This window comes from Eubacterium pyruvativorans (genome assembly GCF_900102225.1).
GTDB lineage: Bacteria > Bacillota > Clostridia > Peptostreptococcales > Anaerovoracaceae > Aminicella > Aminicella pyruvativorans.
On the sequence record NZ_FNBF01000019.1, the window covers coordinates 1 to 25,701 of the forward strand.

19 protein-coding genes and 1 tRNA gene are annotated in these 25,701 nt (G+C 56.4%); 19 read left to right on the forward strand and 1 reads right to left on the reverse strand.

Features of this window, described 5'->3' with window-relative positions; translation table 11 throughout:
* The 19 genes from tuf to BLQ24_RS07185 form a co-directional block, all read left to right on the forward strand.
* Positions 1-1,049: elongation factor Tu (gene tuf, locus BLQ24_RS07095; protein ID WP_143004274.1), on the forward strand; the 1,049-nt coding region annotated here is incomplete at its 5' end.
* 135 nt (positions 1,050-1,184) lie between these two features.
* The gene (locus BLQ24_RS07100) at positions 1,185-2,612 is read left to right on the forward strand and encodes an MATE family efflux transporter (RefSeq protein WP_090164114.1); all 1,428 of its coding nucleotides are present in this window, start codon (positions 1,185-1,187) and stop codon (positions 2,610-2,612) included.
* Positions 2,613-2,718: 106 nt separating this feature from the next.
* Positions 2,719-4,599 (forward strand): ATP-dependent zinc metalloprotease FtsH, encoded by a 1,881-nt coding sequence (gene ftsH, locus BLQ24_RS07105; RefSeq protein WP_090164116.1) that lies wholly within the window; start codon positions 2,719-2,721, stop codon positions 4,597-4,599.
* Positions 4,600-4,661: 62 nt separating this feature from the next.
* Positions 4,662-5,558: an energy-coupling factor transporter ATPase gene (locus tag BLQ24_RS07110; RefSeq protein ID WP_090164118.1), complete on the forward strand. Its 897-nt coding sequence runs from the start codon at positions 4,662-4,664 to the stop codon at positions 5,556-5,558.
* Positions 5,543-6,406: an energy-coupling factor transporter ATPase gene (locus BLQ24_RS07115; RefSeq protein ID WP_090164120.1), complete on the forward strand. Its 864-nt coding sequence runs from the start codon at positions 5,543-5,545 to the stop codon at positions 6,404-6,406. The genes BLQ24_RS07110 and BLQ24_RS07115 overlap by 16 nt, the downstream gene beginning before the upstream one ends.
* Positions 6,403-7,203, forward strand: a complete 801-nt coding sequence (locus tag BLQ24_RS07120; RefSeq protein WP_090164122.1) for an energy-coupling factor transporter transmembrane component T family protein — start codon at positions 6,403-6,405, stop codon at positions 7,201-7,203. The genes BLQ24_RS07115 and BLQ24_RS07120 overlap by 4 nt, the downstream gene beginning before the upstream one ends.
* Positions 7,200-7,889 carry a tRNA (guanosine(46)-N7)-methyltransferase TrmB gene (gene trmB / locus BLQ24_RS07125; RefSeq protein WP_173452727.1) on the forward strand — a complete coding sequence of 230 codons (690 nt, stop codon included), beginning with the start codon at positions 7,200-7,202 and terminating at the stop codon, positions 7,887-7,889. The genes BLQ24_RS07120 and trmB overlap by 4 nt, the downstream gene beginning before the upstream one ends.
* Positions 7,890-7,958: 69 nt before the next feature.
* Positions 7,959-9,203, forward strand: a complete 1,245-nt coding sequence (locus tag BLQ24_RS07130; protein WP_090164126.1) for a pyridoxal phosphate-dependent aminotransferase — start codon at positions 7,959-7,961, stop codon at positions 9,201-9,203.
* 76 nt (positions 9,204-9,279) lie between these two features.
* A tRNA-Gly gene (locus tag BLQ24_RS07135) sits at positions 9,280-9,353 on the forward strand.
* A gap of 351 nt (positions 9,354-9,704) precedes the next feature.
* The gene (locus BLQ24_RS07140) at positions 9,705-11,222 is read left to right on the forward strand and encodes a sodium/proline symporter (protein WP_090164128.1); all 1,518 of its coding nucleotides are present in this window, start codon (positions 9,705-9,707) and stop codon (positions 11,220-11,222) included.
* A 510-nt stretch (positions 11,223-11,732) separates the two neighbouring features.
* Positions 11,733-13,304, forward strand: coding sequence for a sodium/proline symporter (locus BLQ24_RS07145; RefSeq protein WP_090164129.1), 1,572 nt, complete (start codon positions 11,733-11,735; stop codon positions 13,302-13,304).
* 210 nt (positions 13,305-13,514) lie between these two features.
* Entirely contained in the window at positions 13,515-15,890 is a 2,376-nt protein-coding gene (locus tag BLQ24_RS07150; protein WP_090164131.1) for a SulP family inorganic anion transporter, read from the forward strand.
* 184 nt (positions 15,891-16,074) lie between these two features.
* The gene (gene fba / locus BLQ24_RS07155) at positions 16,075-17,016 is read left to right on the forward strand and encodes a class II fructose-1,6-bisphosphate aldolase (RefSeq protein ID WP_090164133.1); all 942 of its coding nucleotides are present in this window, start codon (positions 16,075-16,077) and stop codon (positions 17,014-17,016) included.
* A gap of 36 nt (positions 17,017-17,052) precedes the next feature.
* Positions 17,053-18,417: a uracil-xanthine permease family protein gene (locus BLQ24_RS07160; RefSeq protein ID WP_090164169.1), complete on the forward strand. Its 1,365-nt coding sequence runs from the start codon at positions 17,053-17,055 to the stop codon at positions 18,415-18,417.
* 128 nt (positions 18,418-18,545) lie between these two features.
* On the forward strand, positions 18,546-19,223 hold the full coding sequence (locus tag BLQ24_RS07165; protein ID WP_090164135.1) for a TetR/AcrR family transcriptional regulator C-terminal domain-containing protein: 678 nt from the start codon (positions 18,546-18,548) through the stop codon (positions 19,221-19,223).
* 3 nt (positions 19,224-19,226) lie between these two features.
* Complete coding sequence (locus tag BLQ24_RS07170) at positions 19,227-20,282, forward strand: radical SAM protein (RefSeq protein ID WP_090164139.1); 1,056 nt, start codon at positions 19,227-19,229, stop codon at positions 20,280-20,282.
* A 137-nt stretch (positions 20,283-20,419) separates the two neighbouring features.
* Entirely contained in the window at positions 20,420-22,213 is a 1,794-nt protein-coding gene (locus BLQ24_RS07175; protein ID WP_090164141.1) for a Na/Pi cotransporter family protein, read from the forward strand.
* Positions 22,214-22,404: 191 nt separating this feature from the next.
* Entirely contained in the window at positions 22,405-23,439 is a 1,035-nt protein-coding gene (gene mreB, locus BLQ24_RS07180) for a rod shape-determining protein (RefSeq protein WP_090164143.1), read from the forward strand.
* Between the two features lie 94 nt (positions 23,440-23,533).
* On the forward strand, positions 23,534-24,106 hold the full coding sequence (locus BLQ24_RS07185) for a xanthine phosphoribosyltransferase (RefSeq protein ID WP_090164145.1): 573 nt from the start codon (positions 23,534-23,536) through the stop codon (positions 24,104-24,106).
* 848 nt (positions 24,107-24,954) lie between these two features.
* Here the strand turns inward: BLQ24_RS07185 and BLQ24_RS07190 are convergent.
* The gene (locus tag BLQ24_RS07190; protein ID WP_090164147.1) at positions 24,955-25,551 is read right to left on the reverse strand and encodes a hypothetical protein; all 597 of its coding nucleotides are present in this window, start codon (positions 25,549-25,551) and stop codon (positions 24,955-24,957) included.
* Positions 25,552-25,701 lie beyond the last annotated feature (150 nt).

Below are 25,701 nucleotides of genomic sequence, written 5' to 3' on the forward strand. Positions count from 1 at the left end.
ATCAGATCGATAAGGCTCCGGAAGAGAAGGAAAGAGGTATCACCATTTCCTCCGCTCACGTAGAGTATGAAACACCGAACAGACACTACGCACACGTAGACTGCCCGGGGCACGCTGACTACGTTAAGAACATGATCACCGGTGCTGCGCAGATGGACGGTGCAATCCTGGTTGTTGCTGCAACAGACGGACCGATGCCGCAGACGAGAGAGCACATCCTGCTGGCGAGACAGGTAGGCGTACCTTACATCATCGTTTTCCTGAACAAGTGCGACATGGTAGACGACGAAGAGCTGCTGGACCTGGTAGAGATGGAAGTCAGAGAGCTGCTGACAGAGTATGACTTCCCGGGTGATGACACACCGATTATCAGAGGTTCTGCACTGAAGGCGCTGGAAGATCCGGCATCTAAGTGGGGAGATGCAGTTGTTGAGCTGATGGAAGCAGTAGACAGCTACATTCCGGAACCGGAAAGAGACAACGACAAGCCGTTCCTGATGCCGATCGAGGACATCTTCTCCATCACAGGCCGTGGTACAGTAGCGACAGGCCGTGTAGAGAGAGGTATGCTGAAGGTTGGCGACGAGGTTGAGCTGGTCGGACTGACAGACGAGAAGAGAAAGGTAGTTGTAACCGGTCTGGAAATGTTCAGAAAGACACTGGACTTCGCAGAGACAGGAGACAACGTCGGTGCGCTGCTGAGAGGTGTGCAGAGAGATGAGATCGAGAGAGGTCAGGTACTGGCAGCTCCGGGAACAATTCACCCGCACACACATTTCAAGGGCCAGGTATACGTACTGAAGAAGGAAGAAGGCGGCCGTCACACACCGTTCTTCAACGGATACAGACCGCAGTTCTACTTCAGAACAACAGACGTAACAGGAGATCTGAAGCTGCCGGAAGGCACAGAGATGTGCATGCCGGGAGACAACGTCATCATGGAAGTATCTCTGATCACACCGATCGCGATCGAAGAAGGTCTGAGATTCGCTATTCGTGAAGGCGGCAGAACAGTAGGTTCCGGCGTTGTAACAGAGATCATCGAGTAATCGAAAGATCGAAACAGCACCGCATCACAGAAACGTATGCGAGCGGGAGCTGCTGCACGAGGCATGATTTCATGCGGAGGCAGCAGCCCCGCTTTTTCTGTTCTCCAGAGGAATGAATCGAGGAAAACGAAGAGAATGAACGAGAAGAATCTGAAAACCGAGAATCACAGGAAGCGCCGGGATCTGGATATGCTCCACGGGTCTCTGTGGGACAAGCTTCTGATGTTTGCCCTCCCGCTGGCGGCGGGGTCTATGCTGCAGCAGCTGTTCAATTCGGCGGATATCGCCGTCATCGGCCGCTTCGTGGGGAAACACGCCATGGCGGCCGTGGGCAGTAACGGGCCGATCATCAGCCTGCTGGTCAATTTTTTTGTGGGTCTGTCCATCGGCGCCAATGCGGTCATTGCCCAGAGTATCGGCCGGAATGACCGGAAGAGGGTCACCGAGGCGGTGCACACATCCATCGTTATTGCGGTGCTGGGCGGCGTGATCACCGGAAGCGTCGGCTTCATTTTCGTTCGCCCGATTCTGGAGCTCATGGCGGTTCCGGGTTCTGTGGCGCCTCTGGCGGCGGTTTATCTCCGGATCTATTTCGCCGGCATGCCGTTCATCATGCTGTATAATTTCGAGGCATCCATTTTCCGGAGCCGGGGAGACACCAGAACCCCTCTCATCGTTCTGATTCTGGCCGGTTCGATGAACGTGGCGCTGAACCTGGTCTTTGTCGTGGGACTTCACCGCAGCGTGGACGGTGTCGCCATCGCCACGGTGATCTCCAATATTTTCAGCTCCATGACGCTTCTGGTGCTGCTGGTGCGGGACAAAACCTGGATTCACGTGGACATCCGCCGCCTTCGGATCTACCGGTCTGTCATGGGACGGATCCTGAAGATCGGGATGCCGGCGGGGGTGCAGGGCATTGTGTTTTCCATCTCCAACACGATCGTGCAGGCGGCGGTCAACAGTCTGGGGGCAGACATTATGGCCGGTTCCTCTGCGGGGTACAATCTGGAGATTTTCGAGTATTTCATGCTGAATGCCTTCGGTCAGGCGGCGGTGACGTTCATTGGACAAAACTACGGAGCAGGCGATCTGGACCGGTGCCGGCGGGTCACCCGGGACGCCATGACGGAGATCATGATTCTGACCGTCATCGTGTCTTTCCTGATGGTTCACTTCAGCGCCGATCTGCTGGGGATTTTTTCGAAGGATCCGGCGGTCATCCGGTACGGACAGATCCGGGTGCGTGCCATTCTGACGATATATATTCTGGACGCCTTCATCGAAGTCATGAGCGGGATTATGCGCGGATACGGATATTCTGTCATCCCGGCAGCTATATCCGTCATCGGGATCTGCGGTGTCCGGATCAGCTGGGTGTTCCTGGTTTTCCCGCATTTCAGGACGCTGGGCAATCTGCTGTCGGTGTATCCGATCAGCTGGGCGGTGACCTCGGCTGTTCTGGTTATCGCGTACTTCCGGATGATGGTTCATCTCAGGAGGTCCCACTCACTTCGCCGGGAAACGTGCGCAACCTGTGAAGTTTCCGTGAAAGACGACTGATTCTGGGGATTATCCTGTTTCGTTATGTTATTATTGTCAAATAATATACGTAGCAGTCATTTGGGAATGGCCGGGCCGGGCCCGGCAGGCACATGGAGGATTGGGAATGAAAGAGGTCAGAAATCCGCGCAAGCCCATGCTTGTGTACTACATAATCATAATCGTAGCGCTGCTGCTGATCGATCTGTTTGCGGTACCGTATTTCAACGGAACGAAGCTGAAAGAGGTGGACTACAGCACCTTTATGAAATGGACGGAACAGAAGAAGATCAACCGGGTGGAGGTACAGTCCAACCGAATCCTGTTCACCCTGAAGAAGGATGCGGGCGGCAGCAGTGCGGCCACCACATCGGATCTCATGGGAAATGAGAAGCAGCAGGTTTACAAGACGGGGAAGATGGAGGACCAGAATCTCACAGACCGTCTGTATTCCTCCGGCGCCAGGTTCACCAACGACATTCAGGAGAACAGCGGAATCACCAATGTCATTGTGAATCTGCTGATGTTCTTCCTTCCGTTCCTGATCTTCGCCTGGCTGGGCCGGCGGATGTCCCAGAAAATGATGGACCGGGCCGGCGGCGGACCGGGATCCATGATGTTCGGCATGGGGAAATCCAATGCGAAGCTGTATGTGGCCTCCACGGAAGGCATTCACTTCAGTGATGTGGCCGGAGAGGATGAGGCGAAGGAAAATCTGGAGGAAATCGTGGAATACCTGCACGATCCCCAGCGGTATGCGGCCATCGGCGCTTCCATGCCGAAGGGCGTTCTGCTGGTGGGGCCTCCGGGAACCGGAAAGACGATGCTGGCGAAGGCGGTGGCCGGGGAGGCCAATGTGCCGTTCTTCTCCATTTCCGGATCCGAGTTCGTGGAAATGTTCGTGGGCATGGGTGCCTCTAAGGTCCGGGATCTGTTCAAACAGGCGAAGGAGAAGGCCCCTTGTATCGTGTTCATCGACGAAATCGACGCAGTGGGAAAGAAACGGGACAATCAGTTGTCTACGAACGACGAGCGGGAACAGACTCTGAACCAGCTTCTGACAGAGATGGACGGGTTCGAAAATAATAACGGCGTCATGATTCTGGCAGCCACCAACCGGCCGGAATCCCTGGATCCGGCGCTGCTTCGTCCGGGCCGGTTTGACCGCCGGGTACCGGTGGAGCTTCCGGATCTGAAGGGAAGAGAGGAAATTCTCAAGGTCCATGCCAGGAAGGTACGTATGGGCAACGATGTAAATTTCCACACGATCGCCCGGATGGCGGCCGGAGCGTCCGGCGCCGAACTGGCGAACATTGTCAATGAGGCGGCACTTCGGGCGGTGCGCAATAACCGCAGGGTGGTCACGGAAGAAGATATGGAAGAGAGCATCGAAGTGGTCATCGCCGGTTACCAGAGAAAGAACGCCATTCTTTCCACCCAGGAGAAACTGGTGGTGTCCTACCACGAAACCGGACATGCCCTGGTGGCGGCGCTCCAGAGTCACTCTGCTCCGGTGCAGAAGATCACCATCATCCCGCGCACTTCCGGTGCGCTGGGCTACACCATGCAGGTGGAGGAGGATCAGAAGAACCTCCTGACGAAGGAAGAACTGCTGGCGAAGATCGCCACATTTACCGGCGGCCGGGCAGCAGAAGAGGTGGAGTTCGGTTCCATCACCACCGGTGCGTCCAATGATATCGAGCAGGCCACCAAGCTGGCCCGGTCCATGATTACCCGTTTCGGCATGACCGATGAATTCGACATGGTGGCCATGGAGACGGCCACGAACCAGTACCTGGGAGGAGACACCCAGCTGACCTGTTCTGCCGAAACACAGAAAGCGATTGACGAAAAAGTGGTGGAGATCGTCCGTCAGCAGCATGAACTGGCGAAGAAGCTGCTTACCGAAAACAAGCGGAAACTGGATGGAATCTCCCAGTTCCTCTACGAGCATGAAACCATCACTGGTGACGAGTTCATGGATATTCTGAACCGTCCGTCGGCGTAACCGGCCGGATTCCGGCCGATCCCCCGTCCCCTTGGTTGCGGCGGCGGGGGTTTTTTAGTATAATGGAATCCGTGTATTATTCTGCCGGCGGGTCCGGCGGAACGGGGAGGAAAATCGTGAGTATCATCGACATCGAAAACCTGAGATACGACTATGTCCGCGCCGCAGAAGAAGGAAACGTAACCGTCAGCGCAATCCGGGGCATCGATCTGTCCGTGGAGCCGGGGAGCTTCACGGCTGTCATTGGCCGGAATGGTTCCGGAAAGTCCACACTGGCGAAGAACCTGAACGGACTCCTGCTGCCGACGGAGGGCGTGGTCCGGGTGGATGGATGGGATACGAAGGATGACGAACATATCTGGGACGTGCGGCAGGCCGCCGGCATGGTGTTCCAGAATCCGGACAACCAGCTGGTGGCCTCCATTGTGGAGGACGATGTGGCTTTCGGACCGGAGAATTTAGGGGTGGAGCCGGAGAAAATCCGGGAAATTGTGGATCAGTCCCTCACCGCAGTGAATATGTATGAATTCCGGGAGAAGAGCCCTCACTTTTTGTCCGGAGGACAGAAACAGCGGGTGGCCATCGCCAGTGTCATTGCCATGAAGCCGAAGTGCATCATCTTCGATGAACCCACGGCGATGCTGGACCCCCAGGGACGGAAGGAAATCATGAAGATCATCGAGCACCTCCACGAACAAGGCACCACCATCGTGCTGATCACCCATTTCATGGATGAAGCGGTCCGGGCGGACCGCATCGTGATTATGAACGACGGAGATGTGCTGATGGACGGAACGCCGGAAGAGGTCTTCTCGGAGCCGGCGAAAATCCGGTCGGTGGATCTGGATGTGCCCATGGCAGTGGAGCTGGCGGACCGGCTCCGGGACCAGGGCGTGAAGGTGCCGAAGAACGTTATCACCCAGGAGGATCTGGTGGATTTCATATGTCAATTCAAGTAAGGAATCTTACACATATATATAATCAGGGGATGCCGGATGAGGAAAGGGCGCTGTCGAATATTAATTTTGATATTTATGACGGGGAAGTCGCTTCCATCATCGGTCATACAGGCTCCGGAAAGTCCACGCTGGTGCAGCATCTGAACGGGCTGCTGAAGCCCACGGAAGGGAGCATCATCGTGGGGGGAACGGACATCACGAAGCCGGGGGTATCCATGCTGGACGTGCGGCGCCGGGTAGGGCTGGTGTTCCAGTATCCGGAGTATCAGCTGTTCGAGGAAACCGTGGCGAAGGATGTGGCCTTCGGCCCGAAGAATCTGGGACTTTCGGAGAAGGAAATCGAACGGCGGGTGGAGCAGGCCCTGCGCATGGTGGGGCTGGATTACGGCGATGTGAAGGACCGTTCCCCTTTCGATCTGTCCGGTGGCCAGCGCCGCCGGGTGGCCATCGCCGGCGTCATTGCCATGAAACCCCAGGTGCTGATCCTGGATGAGCCGACGGCGGGACTGGATCCCGGCGCCCACCGGGATATTATGAACATGATTCATGATGTCCATCAGGCAGAGAAGAACATTATTATTTTCGTGACACACAACATGGACGATGTCGTCCGGGTCAGTGACAAGGTGCTGGTCATGGACCGGGGAAAACTGGTCACCGTGGGAACACCGGCGGAGGTGTTCTCCCGGAAGCTGCATCTGGAACGGTTCGGACTGGATGTGCCGCCGGTGACGGCGTTCATCCGGGAGCTGTACCGGAAAGGGATTCCGGTGGATCCGGAAACGCTGACCATGCAGCAGGCCGCCGACGAGATCGTCGCATTCCTCAGAAAGAAGGCGTCCCAATGATCAGAGATATTACACTCGGGCAGTATTATCCGGGATCTTCCCTGATCCACAACGTGGATCCCCGGGTGAAGATCATCGCCACACTGCTCTTCATCATCGAACTGTTCATCGTGAATGCCTTCTTCGGTTTCGCCGTCTGTGCGGCGGCTCTGGCGCTGGTGGTGATCGTTTCCCGGGTTCCCCTCAGTTTCATTCTGCGGGGGCTGAAACCGATTCTGATCATCCTCCTGTTCACATTCCTGCTGAACATGTTCATGATCGACGGCCATACGCTGCTCCGGATCGGCGTGCTCCGGGTCACGGATCAGGGGGTCTACGTGGCCGTATTCATGGCCATCCGGCTGATCCTGCTGATCATCGGATCTTCCATGCTGACCCTGACCACCACGCCACTGAGTCTGACCGACGGCATGGAGAAACTTTTGTCCCCCCTGGCTAAGCTTCATGTGCCGACCCATGACATCGCCATGATGATGTCCATCGCCCTTCGCTTCATTCCGACGCTGCTGGACGAGACGGACAAGATCATGAAGGCGCAGCAGGCCCGGGGCGCCGACTTCGAAACCGGCAGTCTGATCCGCCGGGCCAAGGCGCTGATCCCGATTCTGGTGCCTCTGTTCGTCAGTGCATTTCGGATCGCCCAGGACCTGGCCATGGCCATGGAAGCCCGCTGCTACCGGGGCGGCGTGGGGCGCACCCGGCTGCACCAGATGAAATTTCGTAAATTCGACTATGTGGCGCTGCTTCTGGTCCTGGCATTCCTGGGTTGGATCATCGCAGAAAGGATTCTCCTGTGAGACAGCGGAAAATCAAGAATCTTGAAGAAAAACTGGAGGCCTACGCCGGTCTGGTGGAAAATGATCCGGTGTCCCGAAAGGGCCGGTGGCGGGAGCTCTTCCGGGAGACGGAGATTCCGGGGAAGACTGGGAAACCGGGGATACCGGGGGAACGCCGGGTTTTTTGTGCGGAAATCGGCTGCGGAAAGGGACAGTTCATCGCCGGCATGGGGAAGGCGCACCCGGAGGTCTGCTACCTGGCGGTGGAAGGGCACCGGAGCGTGGCTTACCACGCTCTTCAGAAAGCGGAGCGGGCAGGGGTCACCAATGTGCGGTTTATGCTGTCCTATATCGATGACGCCACTCTGGTGTTCGGTCCGGGGGAGCTGGACGGGATCTATCTGAATTTCAGTGATCCGTGGCCGAAATCCCGGCACGAGAAGCGCCGGCTCACTTCCGGAAATTACCTTTCGGAGTATGCCAGTGTGCTGCGCTCCGGGGGATTCATTGAGTTTCGGACCGACAACGACGGACTGTTTGATTTCTCCCTGGAGCAGATCGAACTGCAGCCGAAGATGGAGATTGAGGAAATGACCCGGGATCTGCACCGGGATCGGGATCCGGAAACTCTGATCACCACGGAATATGAGGACAAGTTTGCGGCGGCAGGGAAGAATATCAATTTCGTCCGGATCCGGGTACGATGAAGCGGAGCTTGACCTTTGAAATTGCTTATATATCGTCCAATAACGTTATGAAATAGAGGAGGAATAATTATGGCAGAGTATATTCTTGCATCCCAGAACGGCAGAACGATTCCGACGGAGGATGCCATCTTCGGTGTGAACACCAGAGCGAGTCAGTGCATCCGGGAATACGGCAAGGAAAATGTCATCGATGCGACGATCGGAAAACTGCTGGATGACCAGGGGAACCTGCTGGTTCTGGCCTCGGTGGACGAGGTGTACCGTTCACTGAAGCCGGAGGAGTATGCTAACTATGCACCGATCGCCGGCACGCCGGGATTCCGGAAGGCGGCGATTCAGGCGGCACTGAAGAATAATACTCTGAAGCGGATCCCCCGGGCCTGCGCCGCACCGGGAGGAACCGGCGCACTCCGCCTGGCAGTGGGCAACTACAGTTCCATCGGTGACACGATCCTGACCACGGACTGGCACTGGGGCCCGTACGGGAAGATCGCCGGTGAGATCGGCCGCTCTGTGGAGACGTTCCGGCTGTTTGACAACGACCGGAATTTCGATGTGGAGGAGTTCCGCAGTCATGTGAACGGGCTGGCAGAGAAGCAGGATACTCTGCTGATCATTCTGAACTCGCCGGGCCAGAACCCGACCGGATACCGGCTGACCGATGATGAGTGGAAGTCTGTGATCGCCGTTCTTTCGGCGCTGCCTTCTTCAAAGAAGATTGCCCTGGTGGCGGATACGGCCTATATTGACTTCGCCGGGGATGAAGATGACGTCCGCACATTCCTGCCGCTGTTCGACACACTGCCGGACAATGTCATGGCGCTGCTGGCGTACAGCTTCTCCAAGACCTTCACCCTCTACGGCATGCGCTGCGGGGCGCTGATCGGACTGGCACCGGACGAACGCACGGCAGAAGAGTTCTCCCGGGTCACCGAGTACTCCGGACGTGCTTCCTGGTCCAATTGTGCCAGAGCGGGACAGGCTATCATCGAGCACATCTACGAGGATCCGGCGCTGCTGGAGCGTGTGACGGCGGAACGGACGGAGATCCGCAACATGCTTTTGGCCCGGGGTGCTGCGTTCGGGGAGGAAGCATCGAAGTGCGGCCTGGATATGCTGCCGTACAACGGCGGATTCTTCGCAGTGGTACCGTGCGAAAATGCGAAAGAGGTCGGACTGAAGCTGGAGAAAGAAGCACACGCCTTCACGATTCCGTTCGGTGACGGGCTCCGGGTTTCCCTGGCGGCCATGCCGATGACCCAGTGCCGGATTCTGCCGCAGAAAATGAAGGATGTGCTCAGCAGCATGGAATAAGGCTTGAAGAGGCAAGCATTTTCCTGTATAATAATCAAGTAAGTTCATCGGGCCGGCGGAAACCGGCCCGGAATAAGCGGGTATATTTTAATGGTAGAAAGCGGGCTTCCCAAGCCTGTAGTGAGGGTTCGATTCCCTTTGCCCGCTCCACAGGAGACGCAGAATGCGTCTCTTTTTTTATATGTGCGGGCCTGGAATCCCCCGGATGACCGGGTACCGGCGGCGTGCACAATTAATAGTCTGAAAATTGTAATCTATTAATACTTGACATTTAATTATCAGAGGCTATACTAAAGATACGATATGTTGGCACTAAAGAGTTGCCACTATGAACGCGAAGTATGTTCGTTATTGTCCCAGAATCGTTGACGAAACTTGTCGCTACAGAGATTCCGTTACTCCCGGGCGCCGGAAGAATCGGCCGGACATATGAATCAGCACCTGTCCCGGGTGCTGGGGTGGGAGATCAGAGAACGGACACCAGGTTAGGAAGGTGAGATTATGAATTGGGAGCTTATAGTATTTTTCGCGTATTTCATAGCACTGATGGGCGTCGCCCTGATTTTCTATTTTAACGGATCGAACAAGAACGAGGAGGACTTCTTCCTGGGAGGCCGTTCCATGGGACCGTGGGTCACGGCGCTGTCCGCCCAGGCATCGGATATGTCGGCCTGGCTGCTGATGGGTCTTCCGGGTTCTATTCTGGCATTCGGTTTCGGACAGATGTGGATTGGCATCGGTCTGGCGCTGGGCACCGCACTGAACTGGATTCTCTGTGCGAAGCGGCTCAGAACCTTCTCGAAGGCAGCGAAGGATTCCATTACACTGCCGCAGTACCTGGCGAACCGGTTTGACTCCACATCGAAGGCGCTGCAGGTGATCTGTGCTCTGATTTTCCTGTTCGCCTACACAATCTACGTTGCTTCTGCATTCGTTGCCGGTACCTCTGTATTCCAGCAGCTGTTCCCGGGGGCTTCTGCCAGAAGCGTGATGATCATCTTCGCACTGATCATCATCGGGTACACTTTCCTGGGCGGATTCAAGGCTGTATGCTGGACCGACTTCTTCCAGGGACTTCTGATGATGGGCGCACTGATGGCGGTACCGATTGTCATCATTGCCACCAAGCAGACCCTGGACACGGGGCTTCTGGCGAAGATGTATCAGTACACCGACGCATCCGGCGCCGTGGTGAAGTGTTCCTTCGGATCCGGACTCTTCGATGCCAGCTGGCAGGACATTGTCACCGGCTTCGGCTGGGGACTCGGTTACTTCGGTATGCCGCACATCCTGGTCCGGTTCATGTCCATTGAGAAACCGTCTATGATCAAGAAATCATCCATCGTAGCGATCATCTGGGTCATCATCTCTCTGGGAGCTGCCTGCCTGATCGCATATATGGGCAGGATGCTGGTGGCAGACGAGCTGCTGCCGAGCGGCCTCCAGAAGATGGTGTTCATCGTCATGGCCCGGAAGTACTTCCCGCCGGCCATTGCGGGACTGCTTCTGGCAGCCATCATCGCAGCATCCGTATCCACAGCTGACTCCCAGCTGCTGGTGGCATCCAGTTCCTTTACGGCGGACCTGTATAAGCCGTTCTTCCGTAAGAACGCTTCAGACAAGGAGACACTGACGGTGGGACGGATCGTTGTCATCGTCATCGCCGTGATCGCCTTCCTGATTGCTTCCTCCAAAGGAGCCGGCGCACAGGCCATCATGGATCTGGTGGGTAATGCGTGGGGCGCATTCGGTGCGGCCTTCGGACCGACAATCCTGCTGTCCCTGTTCTGGAGAGGTTTCAACTACAAGGGTGCTGTTGCAGGCGTCATCACCGGATTCGCTGTGGATATCGCATGGTTCCTGACCCTGACCGCTTCCACCGGTGTGTATGAAATCGTTCCTGGATTCATCGCCAGCCTGATCGTTGCCGTCATCGTCACGAAGGCGACCGGCGGTGCGGAAGAGAAGGAATCCGCCGTCTACGACCTGGCCATGAAGGAAGCGGAAATGGATGAGTAGCATCCGGTACAATTCCAAGGCAAACGGAAGAGAATTACACAACACAGCATTTCAGTCGAAGCATGAAAGCATGCGTACTGAACAGAGCGAAGAACGAGCCGGCATAAGCAGTAAGCAGAATCCGATTTCGGATCTGTGATAAGTTCTTCAACGATAGGCGCCGCGGGTGCCGGAGAAATCCGGTGCCCGCGGTGCCTTGCTGCGGCGGAATCCGGATCATCCCGCCGCTGCGGGGCGGTTTCCTGCCGGAGCAGCAGGAAATTCCTGGAGCCGGAATATTCGGAAATACAGGGTAGCGTTATGAATTTCACAATTGGGTGTTGACGGGACAGGATTAAGTGCCTATACTGTTAATGCAAGCGAATGTCACTTTCGTGTTGGCACTTGTTAAGCTGGGTACACGCAGGCCGGTGGCCGCGGGGAGCGCAGCAGGACCGGGTGCCATTCTTTTTTTCTGATTTGTGACATTGCAGGAAGAGAAATTGTGTTAACAGAAAGGAATTATTATTTATGTCTATCATCCTCGAGGTGCTCACGATTGCTGTCTACATGCTCAGCATGATCGCAATCGGCGCACACGTATCGAAGAAGAACAAATCCACAGATGTATATTATCTGGGCGGCCGCCAGCTGGGACCGATGGTCACCGCCATGAGTGCGGAGGCCTCCGATATGAGCTCCTGGCTGCTGATGGGGCTGCCGGGGGTTGCGCTGTTCGGCATCATCGGCGGCAACGGCAGCTTCGCAGAAGCTTTCTGGACGGCGGCGGGCCTGGTGGCAGGTACTTACCTGAACTGGCTGATCGTTGCCAAGCCGCTCCGGATCTATTCCGAGCACATCGAAGCGAATACGATCCCGGATTTCTTCTCCAACCGGTTCGGTGAGAAGAAGGGGGTGCTGCTGTTCATCAGCGCAGTCATTATCGTCATTTTCTTTGTTCCGTACACGGCCTCCGGTTTCGCTTCCGTGGGCAAGCTGTTCAACACTCTGTTCGGCGTGAATTACCACACGGTCATGATTGTGGGCGCCCTGGTCATTGCCTGCTACACGATCATGGGCGGTTTCCTGGCTTCTTCCTTCACGGATTTCGTCCAGTCCATCATCATGTCCATCGCACTGATCGTGGTACTGTGGTTCTGTGTTCACACTGCCGGAAGCTGGGGCGCTGCAGTGAACGCTCCGGATTCTGTGGTTCCGGGATACTTCCGGTTGAATGCCCCGGACGGATCCTACACACCGCTTCGGATCGTATCGAACTTCGCCTGGGGTCTGGGGTACTTCGGAATGCCCCATATTCTGCTGCGTTTCATGGCAATTGCGGATGACAAGAAGATCAAGACGTCCCGCCGCATTGCCAGCAGCTGGGTGGTGATTTCCATGGGCATTGCCGTGATGATCGGCGTCCTGGGATATACCGTTGCCGCGAAGCAGGGCCTGCTGAACCGGTCCGACTTCGATGCAGAAAGGATCATTGTATACATTGCCGATACCATCAGCCGGATTAACCCGCTGGCAGCCATTGTGGGCGGACTGATCCTCTCCGGTATTCTGGCCTCCACCATGTCCACTGCCAGCGGACAGATGCTGGCGGCGGCCTCCAGTGTTTCGGAAAACATCATCCGCCGCTTCATTGTGAAGAACATGGAACACAAGAAGAGCATCACCATTGCCCGTCTGACGGTTCTGGGCATCACGATTCTGGGGCTGATCTTCGCATGGAATCCGAACAGCTCCATTTTCCGGATTGTTTCCTTCGCATGGGCGGGATTCGGTGCGTCCTTCGGACCGCTGATGCTGTGCGCCCTGTTCTGGAGACGGACGAATGTATACGGCGCAGTGGCCGGCGTGCTGTCCGGCGGCGCCATGATCTTCATCTGGAAGTTCGGCATTTCCACCCTGGGCGGTGTGTTCGGCATCTACGAGCTGCTGCCTTCCTTCCTGATCAGCCTTCTGTGCATCGTTGTGGTGAGCCTCCTGACGCCGGCGCCGGCGGAGCAGGTTCTCCGGGACTTCGATGAGGTGAAGGCAATGAAGAAAACCGGAAAGGACATCTCCGAACTGACAGATCAGAAGACGGCTTAATACAGACGGCCCGATCTGATCGGACTGTGACGGAAAATCAGAAATTGATCTCCCATTTTCAACAGGGCTCTGATCCCCGCATTTGCGGGGCGGGGCCCTGTTTTCATGCGGACAGGGCCGTACATGGACAAGACCGCTGGATGGTGCTATTCTGTTAGTCAGCGAAAGTGAAACTGCAGTGAAATGCTGCGGGAAGGGAGAAGAAGGTAAATGTTCCTGAAGCATTATCAATTGAAAAACCTCCGGTACGACATTCCGGCGGGCATCATCGTCGCACTGGTATCTATTCCGATTTCCATGGGATATGCCCAGGTCAGCGGACTGCCTGCGGTTTACGGACTGTACGGTTCCCTGCTGCCGATCCTGGTGTACGGACTGATCACCTCGTCCCCCCGCTTCGTTTTCGGCGTGGATGCCGCTCCGGCAGCCCTGACCGGCGGCATGCTGGCATCCATGGGAATCGCCGCAGAGTCCGATGAAGCCCTGCGCATCGTACCGGTGATCGCTCTGGTCACCGCCGGATGGCTGTTCCTGTTCTGGATCATGAAGGCGGGAAAACTGGCGAAGTATATTTCCAAGCCGGTGCTGGGCGGATTCGTCACAGGAATCTGCTGCGAAATCATCATCATGCAGATTCCGAAGCTGTTCGGCGGGAAACCGGGACACGGGGAACTCATCGAACTGATTCTCTGGATCCATCAGCAGGCCCGGGCACACTTCAGTCTTCTCAGCCTGATTCTGGGACTGGCCACTGTGGCCATCATCCTGATTTTCGGCAGAGTGGCGCCCCGGATCCCCATGTCCGTGATCATGATGGGGGCAGGGGCGCTTCTGACCCTGGTCTTTCATGTGGACGACCGGGGCGTTCTCCTTTTGCCGGCGGTGAAGCCCGGACTTCCGGTTTTCCTGATCCCCCAGGTGCATGTGCTCAGCGGCCACTTCCGGCAGGTGCTGGTGTCCGGCGTATCCATCGCCGCCGTTATCGTGGCGGAGACCCTGCTGTCCACCGGAAACTACGCTCAGCGCTACGGGGACCGGATCGACAACAGCCGGGAACTTCTGGCTTATGCTGCGGCGAATCTGGTTTCTGCCCTGTCCGGCTCCTGTCCGGTGAACGGCTCCGTGTCCCGCACCGGCATCGCCGATGGTCTGGGGGTGAAATCCCAGATGATGTCCGTGACAGCCGCACTGACCATGCTGGGAATTCTGCTGTTTGCCACCGGGTTCATCGGATATCTGCCGGTGCCGGTGCTCACCGCCATCGTCATTGCCGCCCTGATCCGGTCCACGGAGTTCCACATCGCCAGACAGCTGATGAAGGTGGACCGGACGGAGTTCGTTATCTTCTGGATCGTGTTTTTCACTGTCCTGTTTCTGGGAACGATCTACGGCGTGGTGATGGGCGTGATTCTGTCCTTCTTCACCGTGGTGGTCAGAGCCTCCCGGCCCCAGACCGCCTTCTTGGGCTGCATTCCGGGGAAAGACGAATTCCGGCCCCTTCAGCGCATGCGGGAAGCCCTGCCGATCCGGGGGGTGGTGCTGTACCAGTTCACCGGGCAGCTGTTTTTCGCCAACATCGATCTGTTCCAGCAGGAGCTGGAAGCGGCGGTGGACGGGGACACCCGGGGGGTGATCGTGGACGCCCGGGCGGTCAGCTCCATCGACATCACCGCCACGGAGCGGCTGGTGGGCATCGAAAAACGTCTGAAAAAGCAGGGAATCCGCTTCTTCCTCACCGGCCACGACGGCACCCTGAACGATCTGCTCCGGGCCTACCGTGCGGCACCTTTGTTCCGGGACGGGTGCCTGGTGCCGGCCATGAGCAATGCGCTGGATCTCCTGGGCATTCATGCTCCGTACGACCGGTACCTGGCGGTTCCGGAGATGGCAGCCGGTCCGGAGCGGGAGGACAAAGGGAAAAATCTGGTATTCGTTCGGGATAATGAGCCGGACCGGGATGCTGTCTCCGGGGAGGCGGGGGAGTTCGGGCGCCGGACCGTGCGGTCCGGCAGCCGGCCGCTGCTTCCGGAACAGATCACCTTCCGTCCGGTGGGCGTGACGAAACTGGTGTCAGAATACGAATGGCTTTTCGGCGAAGGGGCCGATGCGAAAATGCAGGAATTCACCCGGACATTTGCCCAGCATCTGCTGGAGGGCGGATCCTTTTCCAGAGAAGAACTGGCCCGGGTGGAAGAGGAAGTCTTCGGCACAGCCTGGAGCGGAGAAGATGAAGAGGGACTGCTGGATATACTGGAAATGCAGTTCGCATCGCTGATTGCCGATAAGCATCTCTCCGAGGATCAGGTATGCTGTATTCGTGAAGAAATCTCCCGCTACCATGCCTCTCTGGATGCGGAGATCGGGAATGTGGACCACGAACTGTTCCGGCGGATCGTCCAGCGGCGTATCCGGCGGGAAGAACGGTTCCGCCGCCGGGATCCGGAACTGTTCCGGATTTATATGAAGGAACGGGAACTGCATCAGCAGGAACTCATGCGGAAGCACCCGGAGGTGATGAAGTGGATCCGGGAGCTTCGCTCCGGGCAGGGCGGCGTCCCGGACGACCGGAAAGGGGGCAGGTCCTGAGGCCGGAGGGCCGGCTTCCGGGGCAGATTTTCTGCGGAAACCTATGACAATCGCAGCGAAACCAGTTATACTATAAAGTAGTATTTAGGGGAACGGCGGGGCGGCCGGCGGGAGCCGGAGCCCGGGCCTTCCCGATACCGGGCTCCGCGGCAGGGCGGACCAGTTACAGAAAGGCGGTAATACAATGGCATTAGTTACATCCACAGAAATGTTCCGTAAGGCGTATCACGGCGGATATGCAGTGGGCGCATTCAATGTAAATAATATGGAGATCGTCCAGGGTATTGTGGAAGCGGCGGATGAACTCCGTTCACCACTGATTCTGCAGGCCTCTGCCGGGGCACGGAAGTATGCCACCAGCGAGTATCTGATGCACCTGGTACAGGCGGCGGTGGAATCCACGGACATTCCGATCGTCATGCATCTGGATCACGGTGCGGACTTCGACATCTGCAAGGCCTGTGTGGACAGCGGCTTCACTTCTGTTATGATCGATGCTTCCGGTCTGCCGTTTGAAGAGAACATCGCCACATCGAAGAAGGTGGCGGAGTACGCTCATGACCACGGATGCGTTGTGGAAGCGGAGCTGGGAACCCTGGCCGGTATCGAGGATGATGTGAACGTGGCCCATGACAAGGCGATGTACACGGATCCGGATCAGGTTCAGGAATTTGTGGAGAAAACCGGGGTGGATTCCCTGGCCATCGCCATCGGCACCAGCCACGGCGCTTATAAGTTCAAGCTGGGCACGAACCCGAAGCTGCGTCTGGACATTCTGGACGAAGTGGCGAAGCGTCTGCCGGAATTCCCGATTGTCCTTCACGGATCCTCTTCGGTTCCGCAGGAATACGTGAAGATCATCAACGAAAACGGCGGTGCGCTGCAGGATGCCATAGGTATTCCGGAAGATCAGCTCCGGGAAGCGGCGAAGGGTGCTGTCTGCAAGATCAACATTGACACCGACCTGCGTCTGGGTATGACCGCCGGTGTCCGCAAGCACCTGAGGGAGCATCCGGACCACTTCGACCCGCGTCAGTATATCGGCGACGGCAGAGCGTTTGTGAAGGAAATTGTGAAACACAAGATCCTGGACGTTCTGGGTTCCGACGGAAAAGCAGACGCATAATTGTTCCCGCCTCCGAAGACAGACAGAAAGGATTTCATGAGCAGCCATTCCTCCATCGAAAATATCTACCGCCTGGACGGACGGGTACCGGTCGGGAAAGCCATTCCCTTCGGTCTGCAGCATGTGCTGGCCATGTTCGTGGCGAACCTGACCCCGATCACCATGATTGCCGCCTCCGCCCGGCCGGCCCTGTCTCCGGCAGAAATCGGCATGCTGCTGCAGAACGCCATGTTCGTGGCGGGCATTGCGACCCTGATCCAGCTCTACCCCCTGTGGAGAGTCGGTTCGGGACTGCCTATCGTCATGGGAATCAGTTTCACCTTCGTGGCCGTGCTGGGATCCGTGGCAGCGAATTACGGCTATCCTGCCGTGGTCGGAGCGGTGCTCGCGGGAGGCATCTTCGAAGGAACACTGGGACTGTTTGCGAAATACTGGCGCCGGCTGATCTCTCCCATTGTGGCGGCCACGGTGGTGACGTCCATCGGCTATTCCTTGTTCAGCGTGGGGGCCCGCTCCTTCGGCGGGGGCTACGGGAAGGACTTCGGTTCCCCGAAGAATCTGATCATCGCTACGGTCACCCTGCTGGTCTGCCTGCTGTGGACCAGCCTCATGAAGGGATACAAGAAGCAGCTGTCCATTCTGGCAGGGCTGATCGTGGGATACATCCTGGCGGTTATTCTGGGGAAGGTGGACCTGTCCCAGATTCTGTCCGGCGGAATCGTGGCTTTCCCTCATCTGATGCCGTACAAGCCGGAATTCCACGGCAGTGCGATCTTCTCCACCTGCATCATTTTCCTGGTGTCTGCGGCGGAGACCATCGGGGATACCACGGCGCTGGTGAATGCCGGACTGAAGCGGGATATTCGGACAAAGGAAATCGCCGGGTCGATCGCCTGTGACGGATACGCCTCGGCCATCTCTTCCCTGTTCGGCACCCCGCCGGTGACTTCCTTCTCCCAGAACGTGGGGCTGATCAATATGACCGGGGTAGTGAACCGGTTCACGCTGATGACGGGAGCCTGTGTGATGATCGTCGCCGGACTGCTGCCTCCGGTGGGCAATTTCTTCGCCTCTCTGCCCCAGGCAGTGCTGGGGGGATGCACCATCATGATGTTCGGAACGATTCTGACTTCCGGCATTCAGATGATCGCCAAGTGCGGATTCAGTCAGCGGAACATCACCATCGCATCCTTGTCCCTGGCGGTGGGCATCGGTTTCACCACTTCCGGAGAGACCGGGATCTGGCATGCGTTTCCGGAGCTGGCCCGATCCGTATTCGCCAATAATGTGGTGGCGGTGGTATTCCTGATTGCCATTTTCCTGAATCTGGTTCTGCCGAAGGACATGGATATCCGGCGGGAGGAAGTCTCCGGCAGCCGGGATGAGAAGCCGGAGCAGTAGGAGCCCCTGCCTGTGGACGAACGGGCGTGAGGAGCCGCGGGGAGACCCGCGGCTGTTTTTTTTGTCGAAATATGTTACAATAATAATTCAATTGACGATGTGCCGCAGTGCGGGAGAAAGGGGGCCGAATGGCAGGAAAAACAGAACGGCAGCTGGCGGATTCATTGAAGAAGCTGCTGACGAGGAAGACCCTCGACCGAATCACGGTGCGGGACATCACGGATGACTGCGGTGTGAACCGGCAGACGTTCTACTATCATTTCCACGATGTATACGATCTGGTGGAATGGATGTTCCGGCAGGCGGCGGAAATGTATATGACGGAGGGGCCGGAGGATATGAACTGGCAGGAACTGACTGAGCGGATCATACGGTCTTTCCTGGAGGAGAAGTCTTTCATAATGAATACCTATTACTCCCTGGACCGCAGGCAGCTGGACCGCTTCCTGGGGCAGTTTCTGACCCCGGCGGTCTCCACCATGGCGGTGAATCTGCGGGACAGTCTGGAGATCGACATCAGTGAAGAGGACCAGGATATGGTGGTGCGGGTCATCACATACTCCGTGATCGGCAATTTGGCGGAGTGGATCGGCTCCGGTATGCCGGAACTGTCCCAGGAGAAGCGGGGGAAGCTGTTCCGGATCATGGACGGCACGCTGGAATATTCTTTGATGAAATTCGACCGGAGTAAGGTATGGCTGCCGGAAAACGTGAAGGCGGAAGAGAGAAGCCGGCGTGAGGGAGCCGAACAGGGCGGGAAATCCGCCCCATGCGGAAGCAACGAAGAGAAAGAGCAGGAAGAGTAAGACATGAGCAGTGTGGGGAATGAAATCAAGAAACTGGGACTGATGTCCATGTACCATTTTCTGGAAACGGATCCGGAGAAGCATCTTCCGGAATTGCTGGACTGGCTGGATACTTATATGAGCCCGGACGTTCTGACGGAGCAGCGGAAAGTGTTCCGGAAGATTATTGAGGACAAGGATAACAACTGGTATCAGCTGCTGACCAGCCTGTGGACCGATATCGACGATGAAGTGCGGAAGACGCTGTTCGAGAATCTGATCATCAACGCCAATGCGCTGGCGGCCAGCAAGGCGAAGGAGAACCGGTTCCGGTTCGACTGTAATATTCCCTGGTCCATCGCCATTGATCTGGATAACGGGAAGGACAGTCTGGGATTCGACCTGTGGGATGATGTGATTGAACAGGCGAAGGAGCTGGGAACATTTGCCTTCCTGTTCCGGGGCGGTGAGCCGCTGGAGTCGAAGATGGAGATCATCGCACTCTGTAATAAGCATCAGGACTGCGAATTCACGGTCATCACAGACGGGGAAGGGATTGATGAGGACTTCTGCCGTCAGATTCTGCGGGTGAAGAATCTGTTCGTCACCCTGAAAGTGAAGGACACTGTGATGGGTGAACGGCTGTCCGGGAAGACGGATCTGATGCGCAGAATGAAGATTCCGTATGCGGTGTCCTGTCTCTATTCCGGAGAGAACCAGGACCGTTTCGATACGGATGAATTCTTCCGGGACCTGGTGCGGCACGGGGTCCGGCTTGCCTTCCTGATCTCCTGCCTGCCGGATGAGGCGGACCGGGTCTACCGCCGCTCGGTGGAGGTCCGTCAGACGATGCCGATTATGACGGTGCATTTCTGCAAGGACCGGAAACTGATCGGCGGCTGTGTGGCCGGCGGCCGGTACTTCTGCCAGATTGCGGCGAACGGCGACGTGGAGCCTTGTTTCTTTGTAAACAGCTCAGATCGGAATATCTGCACATCTTCTCTGCTGGAAGCCTACCGGGGCCCGTGCTTCATGAAGTATCACGGAGAAACTGCGCCTCCGTGCCCTGCGGTGAAATAGTTGTTTTTTTGCGAAACAATACCTTTGATCCGTTGCTTTTTTACGAGACAATACGCTTGATCCCATGGTAAAATAGGCGTGCCTGTGAGGGCGAAAGTGAAATCAATGACGGATGGGCATGGAGGGAAACACGTTAGATGGATATTTTTTCTTTTTTCACACTGTTCGGCGGACTGGCGTTCTTCCTGTACGGCATGACGATCATGTCGTCCAGTCTGGAGAAGGTTGCCGGCGGTAAGATGGAGGTTATTCTGAATAAGATGACCTCCAATAAATATATGGGGCTTCTGCTGGGAGCGGTTATCACCATTGCGATTCAGAGTTCTTCGGCGGTTACCGTCATGCTGGTGGGTCTGGTCAACTCGGGGATTATGGATATCTCCAATACCATCGGCGTGATTATGGGTTCGAACATCGGAACCACCGTCACGGCATGGATCATGAGTATGATCGGCATCTCCAGCAGCAACGTATTCGTCCGGATGCTGAAGCCGGAATCCTTCAGTCCGATCATGGCGCTGGTCGGCATCATCATGGTGATGACGGGGAAGACGAACAAGAAACGGGATATCGGAACAATTCTGATCGGTTTCGCAATCCTGATGTACGGAATGAAATTCATGAGTGATTCCGTGTCGCCGCTGGCAGATGACCCGCGGTTTGAGACGATGATGGCCCATTTCACGAACCCGCTTCTGGGCATTCTGGTGGGTCTGGGTGTCACGGCGGTGATTCAGAGTTCCGCCGCATCGGTGGGTATGCTGCAGGCTCTGGCCATGACGGGCCAGATCACCTGGGGGATGGCCATTCCGATCATCATGGGACAGAACATCGGTACCTGCGCCACTGCGCTGATTTCCAGTATCGGCGTCAACCGCAATGCGAAGCGGGTGACGGTGCTGCATATCCTGTTCAATGTCATCGGTACGGTGCTCTTCATGGCGGCATATTTCATCGGGTACGGATTCCTGAACCGGGTGCTGCTGGACAAGACCATCAATCCGGTGGAAATCGCATTGTTCCACAGTATCTTCAACATCACCACCACGGTGATCCTGCTGCCGTTCACCGGGAAACTGGTGGCGATTTCCAAGCGGGTGATCAAGACCGAGGACCGCAGTGTGGCCTTCCTGGACGAGAGACTGCTGAACACGCCGACCGTTGCGGTGGCGGAATGTAACCGCCAGACCGACGAAATGGGACGGATGGCGCTTCGTTCCCTTCATATGGCGCTGGAACTGCTGAGTGCCTGGGATGAACAGAAGGCTCAGACCGTCCGGGATCTGGAACGGGAAGTGGATGAATATGAAGACCATATCGGCACCTTCCTGGTGAAGGTTTCCGCACTGGACCTGACGGAAGCCGATTCGGCGGAAGTGTCGAAGATGCTGCATTCCATCACGGAATTCGAACGGATCAGCGACCACGCTCTGAATATTGTGGAAACTGCAGTGGAGATTCACGAGAAGGACGTCCGGTTCTCCGAAGAGGGGGACACAGAAGTTCGGGTCCTGGTCCGGGCGCTGATGGAAATCTCGAGTATTGCTTTCCAGGCTTACTTCGATTCTGATGTGGAGGGCGCCAAGGCGGTGGAACCGCTGGAGGAAGTCATCGACAAGCTGACCGAGAAGATTAAGGTGCATCACGTGGACCGTCTCCAGAAGGGCGTCTGCACCATCGCCAACGGGTTCGTGCTGACGGATCTGATGAACGATGTGGAGCGTGTGTCGGACCACTGTTCCAACCTGGCGCTGGGGGTCATCGAACTGGCGGACGATGCCTTCGATGTGCATGAGTACCAGGAAGAGAATCTGAACATGTCGAATCCGGAATTCCGGGCGAAGTACCAGGAATACAAGAAGAAATACGAACTTCCTCACCGGAATCGGAAGCAGCATTCCGGCAGAAGTGCGGAGGAGAAGGCGAAATAATGAAAGCGTACGGGGGCAGCTGCCCCCGTTTTTCTCGCCTGCGCTGGATCTGCATACCGCATCGCAGCGGTTCCCCGGAAGCGGTGCGATGCGGTTGTCAGAAATCGCCGGAACGCTTGAAAACCGCCCATAATATGTATATAATTATGTGGTATATTTTTTCGGACACGAAACACTAAGGAGATAGAAACATGGCGACTAAAGTTGGAATCGATCTTGGTACAGCCAATGTGCTGGTTTATATCAAGGGGAAGGGAATCGTACTGAATGAGCCTTCCGTAGTCGCGGTCAACCGTGATACGGATGAGATCCTGGCAATCGGGGAAGAGGCCCGTCAGATGCTGGGCAGAACGCCGGCGAATATCACGGCGGCGAAGCCGCTGAAGGACGGCGTGATCTCGGATTACGACATCACGGAGAGAATGCTGAAGTATTTCATCCGGAAGACCTGCGGTTCGTCCCGGTTCTTCAAACCGGTGATCATGGTTTGTGTGCCGAGCGGTGTCACAGAGGTAGAGAAGCGGGCCGTCCGGGAAGCCGCCATCATGGCCGGAGGCAAGGAAGTGTATCTGATGGAAGAGCCTCTGGCTGCTGCCATCGGTGCCGGCATGGATGTCACAGAGCCTTCCGGGAAGATGGTTATCGACATCGGCGGCGGCACGACAGATATCGCCGTCATTGCGCTGGGAGGCATCGTCACCAGCGCTTCCGTCAAGATGGCAGGGGACAAATTCGACGAGTACATCGTCCGCTACATGCGGAAGGTGCATAAGCTGTACATCGGTGAGCGTACCGGTGAGGATATCAAGAAAGCGATCGGCACGGCTTATCCGCGGGAAGAGGAAGTCTCCATGGAATGCCGGGGCCGTGACCTGGTGACCGGCCTGCCGAAAACTGTCACCATCACTTCGGAAGAAATGATGGAAGCAATCGAGGAGCCGGTGAATACCATCTGCGAATCAATCCACGGAGTTCTGGAACAGACGCCGCCGGAACTGGCTGCGGACATCAGCAACGAAGGAATCATGCTCACCGGCGGCGGTGCGCTGCTCTACGGCATGGACCAGAAAGTGAAGGAGCGCACGGGCATGGAAGTGAAAGTTGCGGAGGATCCGAAGTCCTGTGTGGCGATCGGCACCGGCAAGGCGCTGGACGAGCTGGACCGTCTCCAGGAGCTGAGCATGAATCAACGGGGGCCGCGTTATTCCAAGCGGGGCCGCCGGTAGTATTCGGCACGGCGGCGCTCGCCGCCGGGTGCGCCCGGTACCGACGAACGGAAGAGGACGATAGCGTATCACAGACAGGACAGACAGGATTAATATGGAATTTATGGAACGGCGCATCCTCGAAGAAGGGGAAGTGCGCGAGGGAAATGTATTGAAAGTCGGATCCTTCCTGAATCATCAGCTGGACATCGGTCTGCTGGAAGAGGTGGGAGAAGCGTTCTACGAGAAGTACCGGGGTGCCGGTATCACGAAGGTACTGACCATCGAGGCCTCCGGCATTGCGATTGCCTGCCTCACCGCCCAGAAGTTCGGCGTGCCGGTGGTTTTCGCGAAGAAATCAAAAAGCCGCAATCTGGATGACGATGTCTACACGGCGGAAGTCTACTCCTACACCCATCAGACGACGAACCGGGTGACCCTGTCGAAGCGTTTTCTGACTTCGGCAGATAACGTTCTGATTGTAGATGATTTCCTGGCCAACGGAAAGGCCATGGAGGGACTGCTGGATGTCTGCAGTCAGGCGGGTGCATCTGTGGCCGGCATCGGCATCTGCATCGAGAAGGGATTCCAGCCCGGCGGAGCGAGACTCCGGTCCAAGGGCTACAACGTCACCAGTCTGGCCATTGTGGAGTCCATGGAAAATGGAAATATTGTATTTCGCAAATAGGCGATGAGAAGCTTGATAAGCGGATTGGAGCAGCTGTACGAGGCGGAGCCTTCGTGCGGCTGCTTTTTTCGTGCGGCGGGGCGGTGCGGTGGATCAATGAGTATGCGGTCGACGTCAGGCAATGAGTATGCGGTCGACCAAGGCGGGGTCGGTCGACCAAGGCGAGGCGGTCGTCCGGGCGGGTGCGAGATGAACAAAAAACATGATTATCGCACCCGCTGGAGAGGCGTTCAGCCGGAAATCCCGGGCGACACGATTCGGAGGGGTGCGGAAATGGGAAAAACACTTATTTCGCATTCGGCTCTTGAAAGAAGTAGTTTGGAAACCGGAGAAATTATACTCATCCCATCAGTCTTGTAAGACGTTCGTCGTTTTATCTTCCGGTGATCTGAGAAATAAAAATGTGTCTGGGCTGATCGGCAAATTGTTGGGAGAATATTTGGATAACTCATGAACGGTGCATGCGATTTTTGCCGGAAGATGCCGGCGGCCAGGGTGCGAAAACTCCAGTTTCTGTGATATCGCACCATCGAGGCCGGCAGAAATAAATTAATCAAGTCAAAATTTAATTTTCGCACCCTGGAAATCCGGATTATGGTGCGAAAACAGCCCGAATGACCGATTCCGCACCTTTTCCATACAGTATACATTCCAGCCGTGAACAATCTCCTGTGTGAAGGCAGATCATCATGATGATTGTATACAATCACCCGGCGTATTACCCGACCGCTGTGCCTTTTCCGACCGCCCGACCGCCGCGCCTTTTCTGACCGTCCGGCGCATCGCCCGACCGCTGTGCCTTTTCCGACCGTCCGACCGCCCGGCGCATCGCCCGACCGCGAGCATCCCTACAGGGACATCAGGATGTTGTTGATCATCAGCATGACGATGACCATGATCAGAAGCGGCACCATCAGGAGCCAGTAGCCCAGCTGGACATTCACCATGGAATAGGACACGCAGCACAGGATGCCGATGAATGCGGAGCCGATGATCAGATGGGAGGTCTTGCTGGTCTGGCGGATGCGGAATCCGCCGATCTCGTAAAATTTCTGGACCACGGATGTTTCCAGCATGCCCCACCCGATGATAACCGGCAGGGAAATCATGGTCGGGGTGAATCCCTGGTGCAGTGCCAGCTGGGAGATGGCCAGTGCCATGATCAGGGAAAGGAGGCCGGCGGCCAGGATTTTCCGGTTGGACAGGGACGGTTCGTGATACTCGCTGAATTTCGTCCGGATGCCCACAAGGGAGGCATAGACGCTGTAGATTCCCAGCAGGATACCTGCCCCCAGGGCGACCGGGGCCACCTTCGGCCACACGCCGGTCATGGCAGGGTTGTGGTAATGGATCAGATTGTAGACGGTGTATCCCAGTACCGCGAAAGTCATCCAGGCGGTGCCGTTGATGAGGTTTTTCAGACCTCTTTCTTCTGTTGAAGACATAAGTGGTTACTCTCTTTCTCTTTATTGCTTCGGCAACGTTTCATTCTGTATTGCCGGCGGCGGACGCCGGTCATGATAAGGATTATATCACAAATCCCGGAATGTGAATATGAACATGGAAAAAAGCGGAAAAATGATTTCGAATGCCGA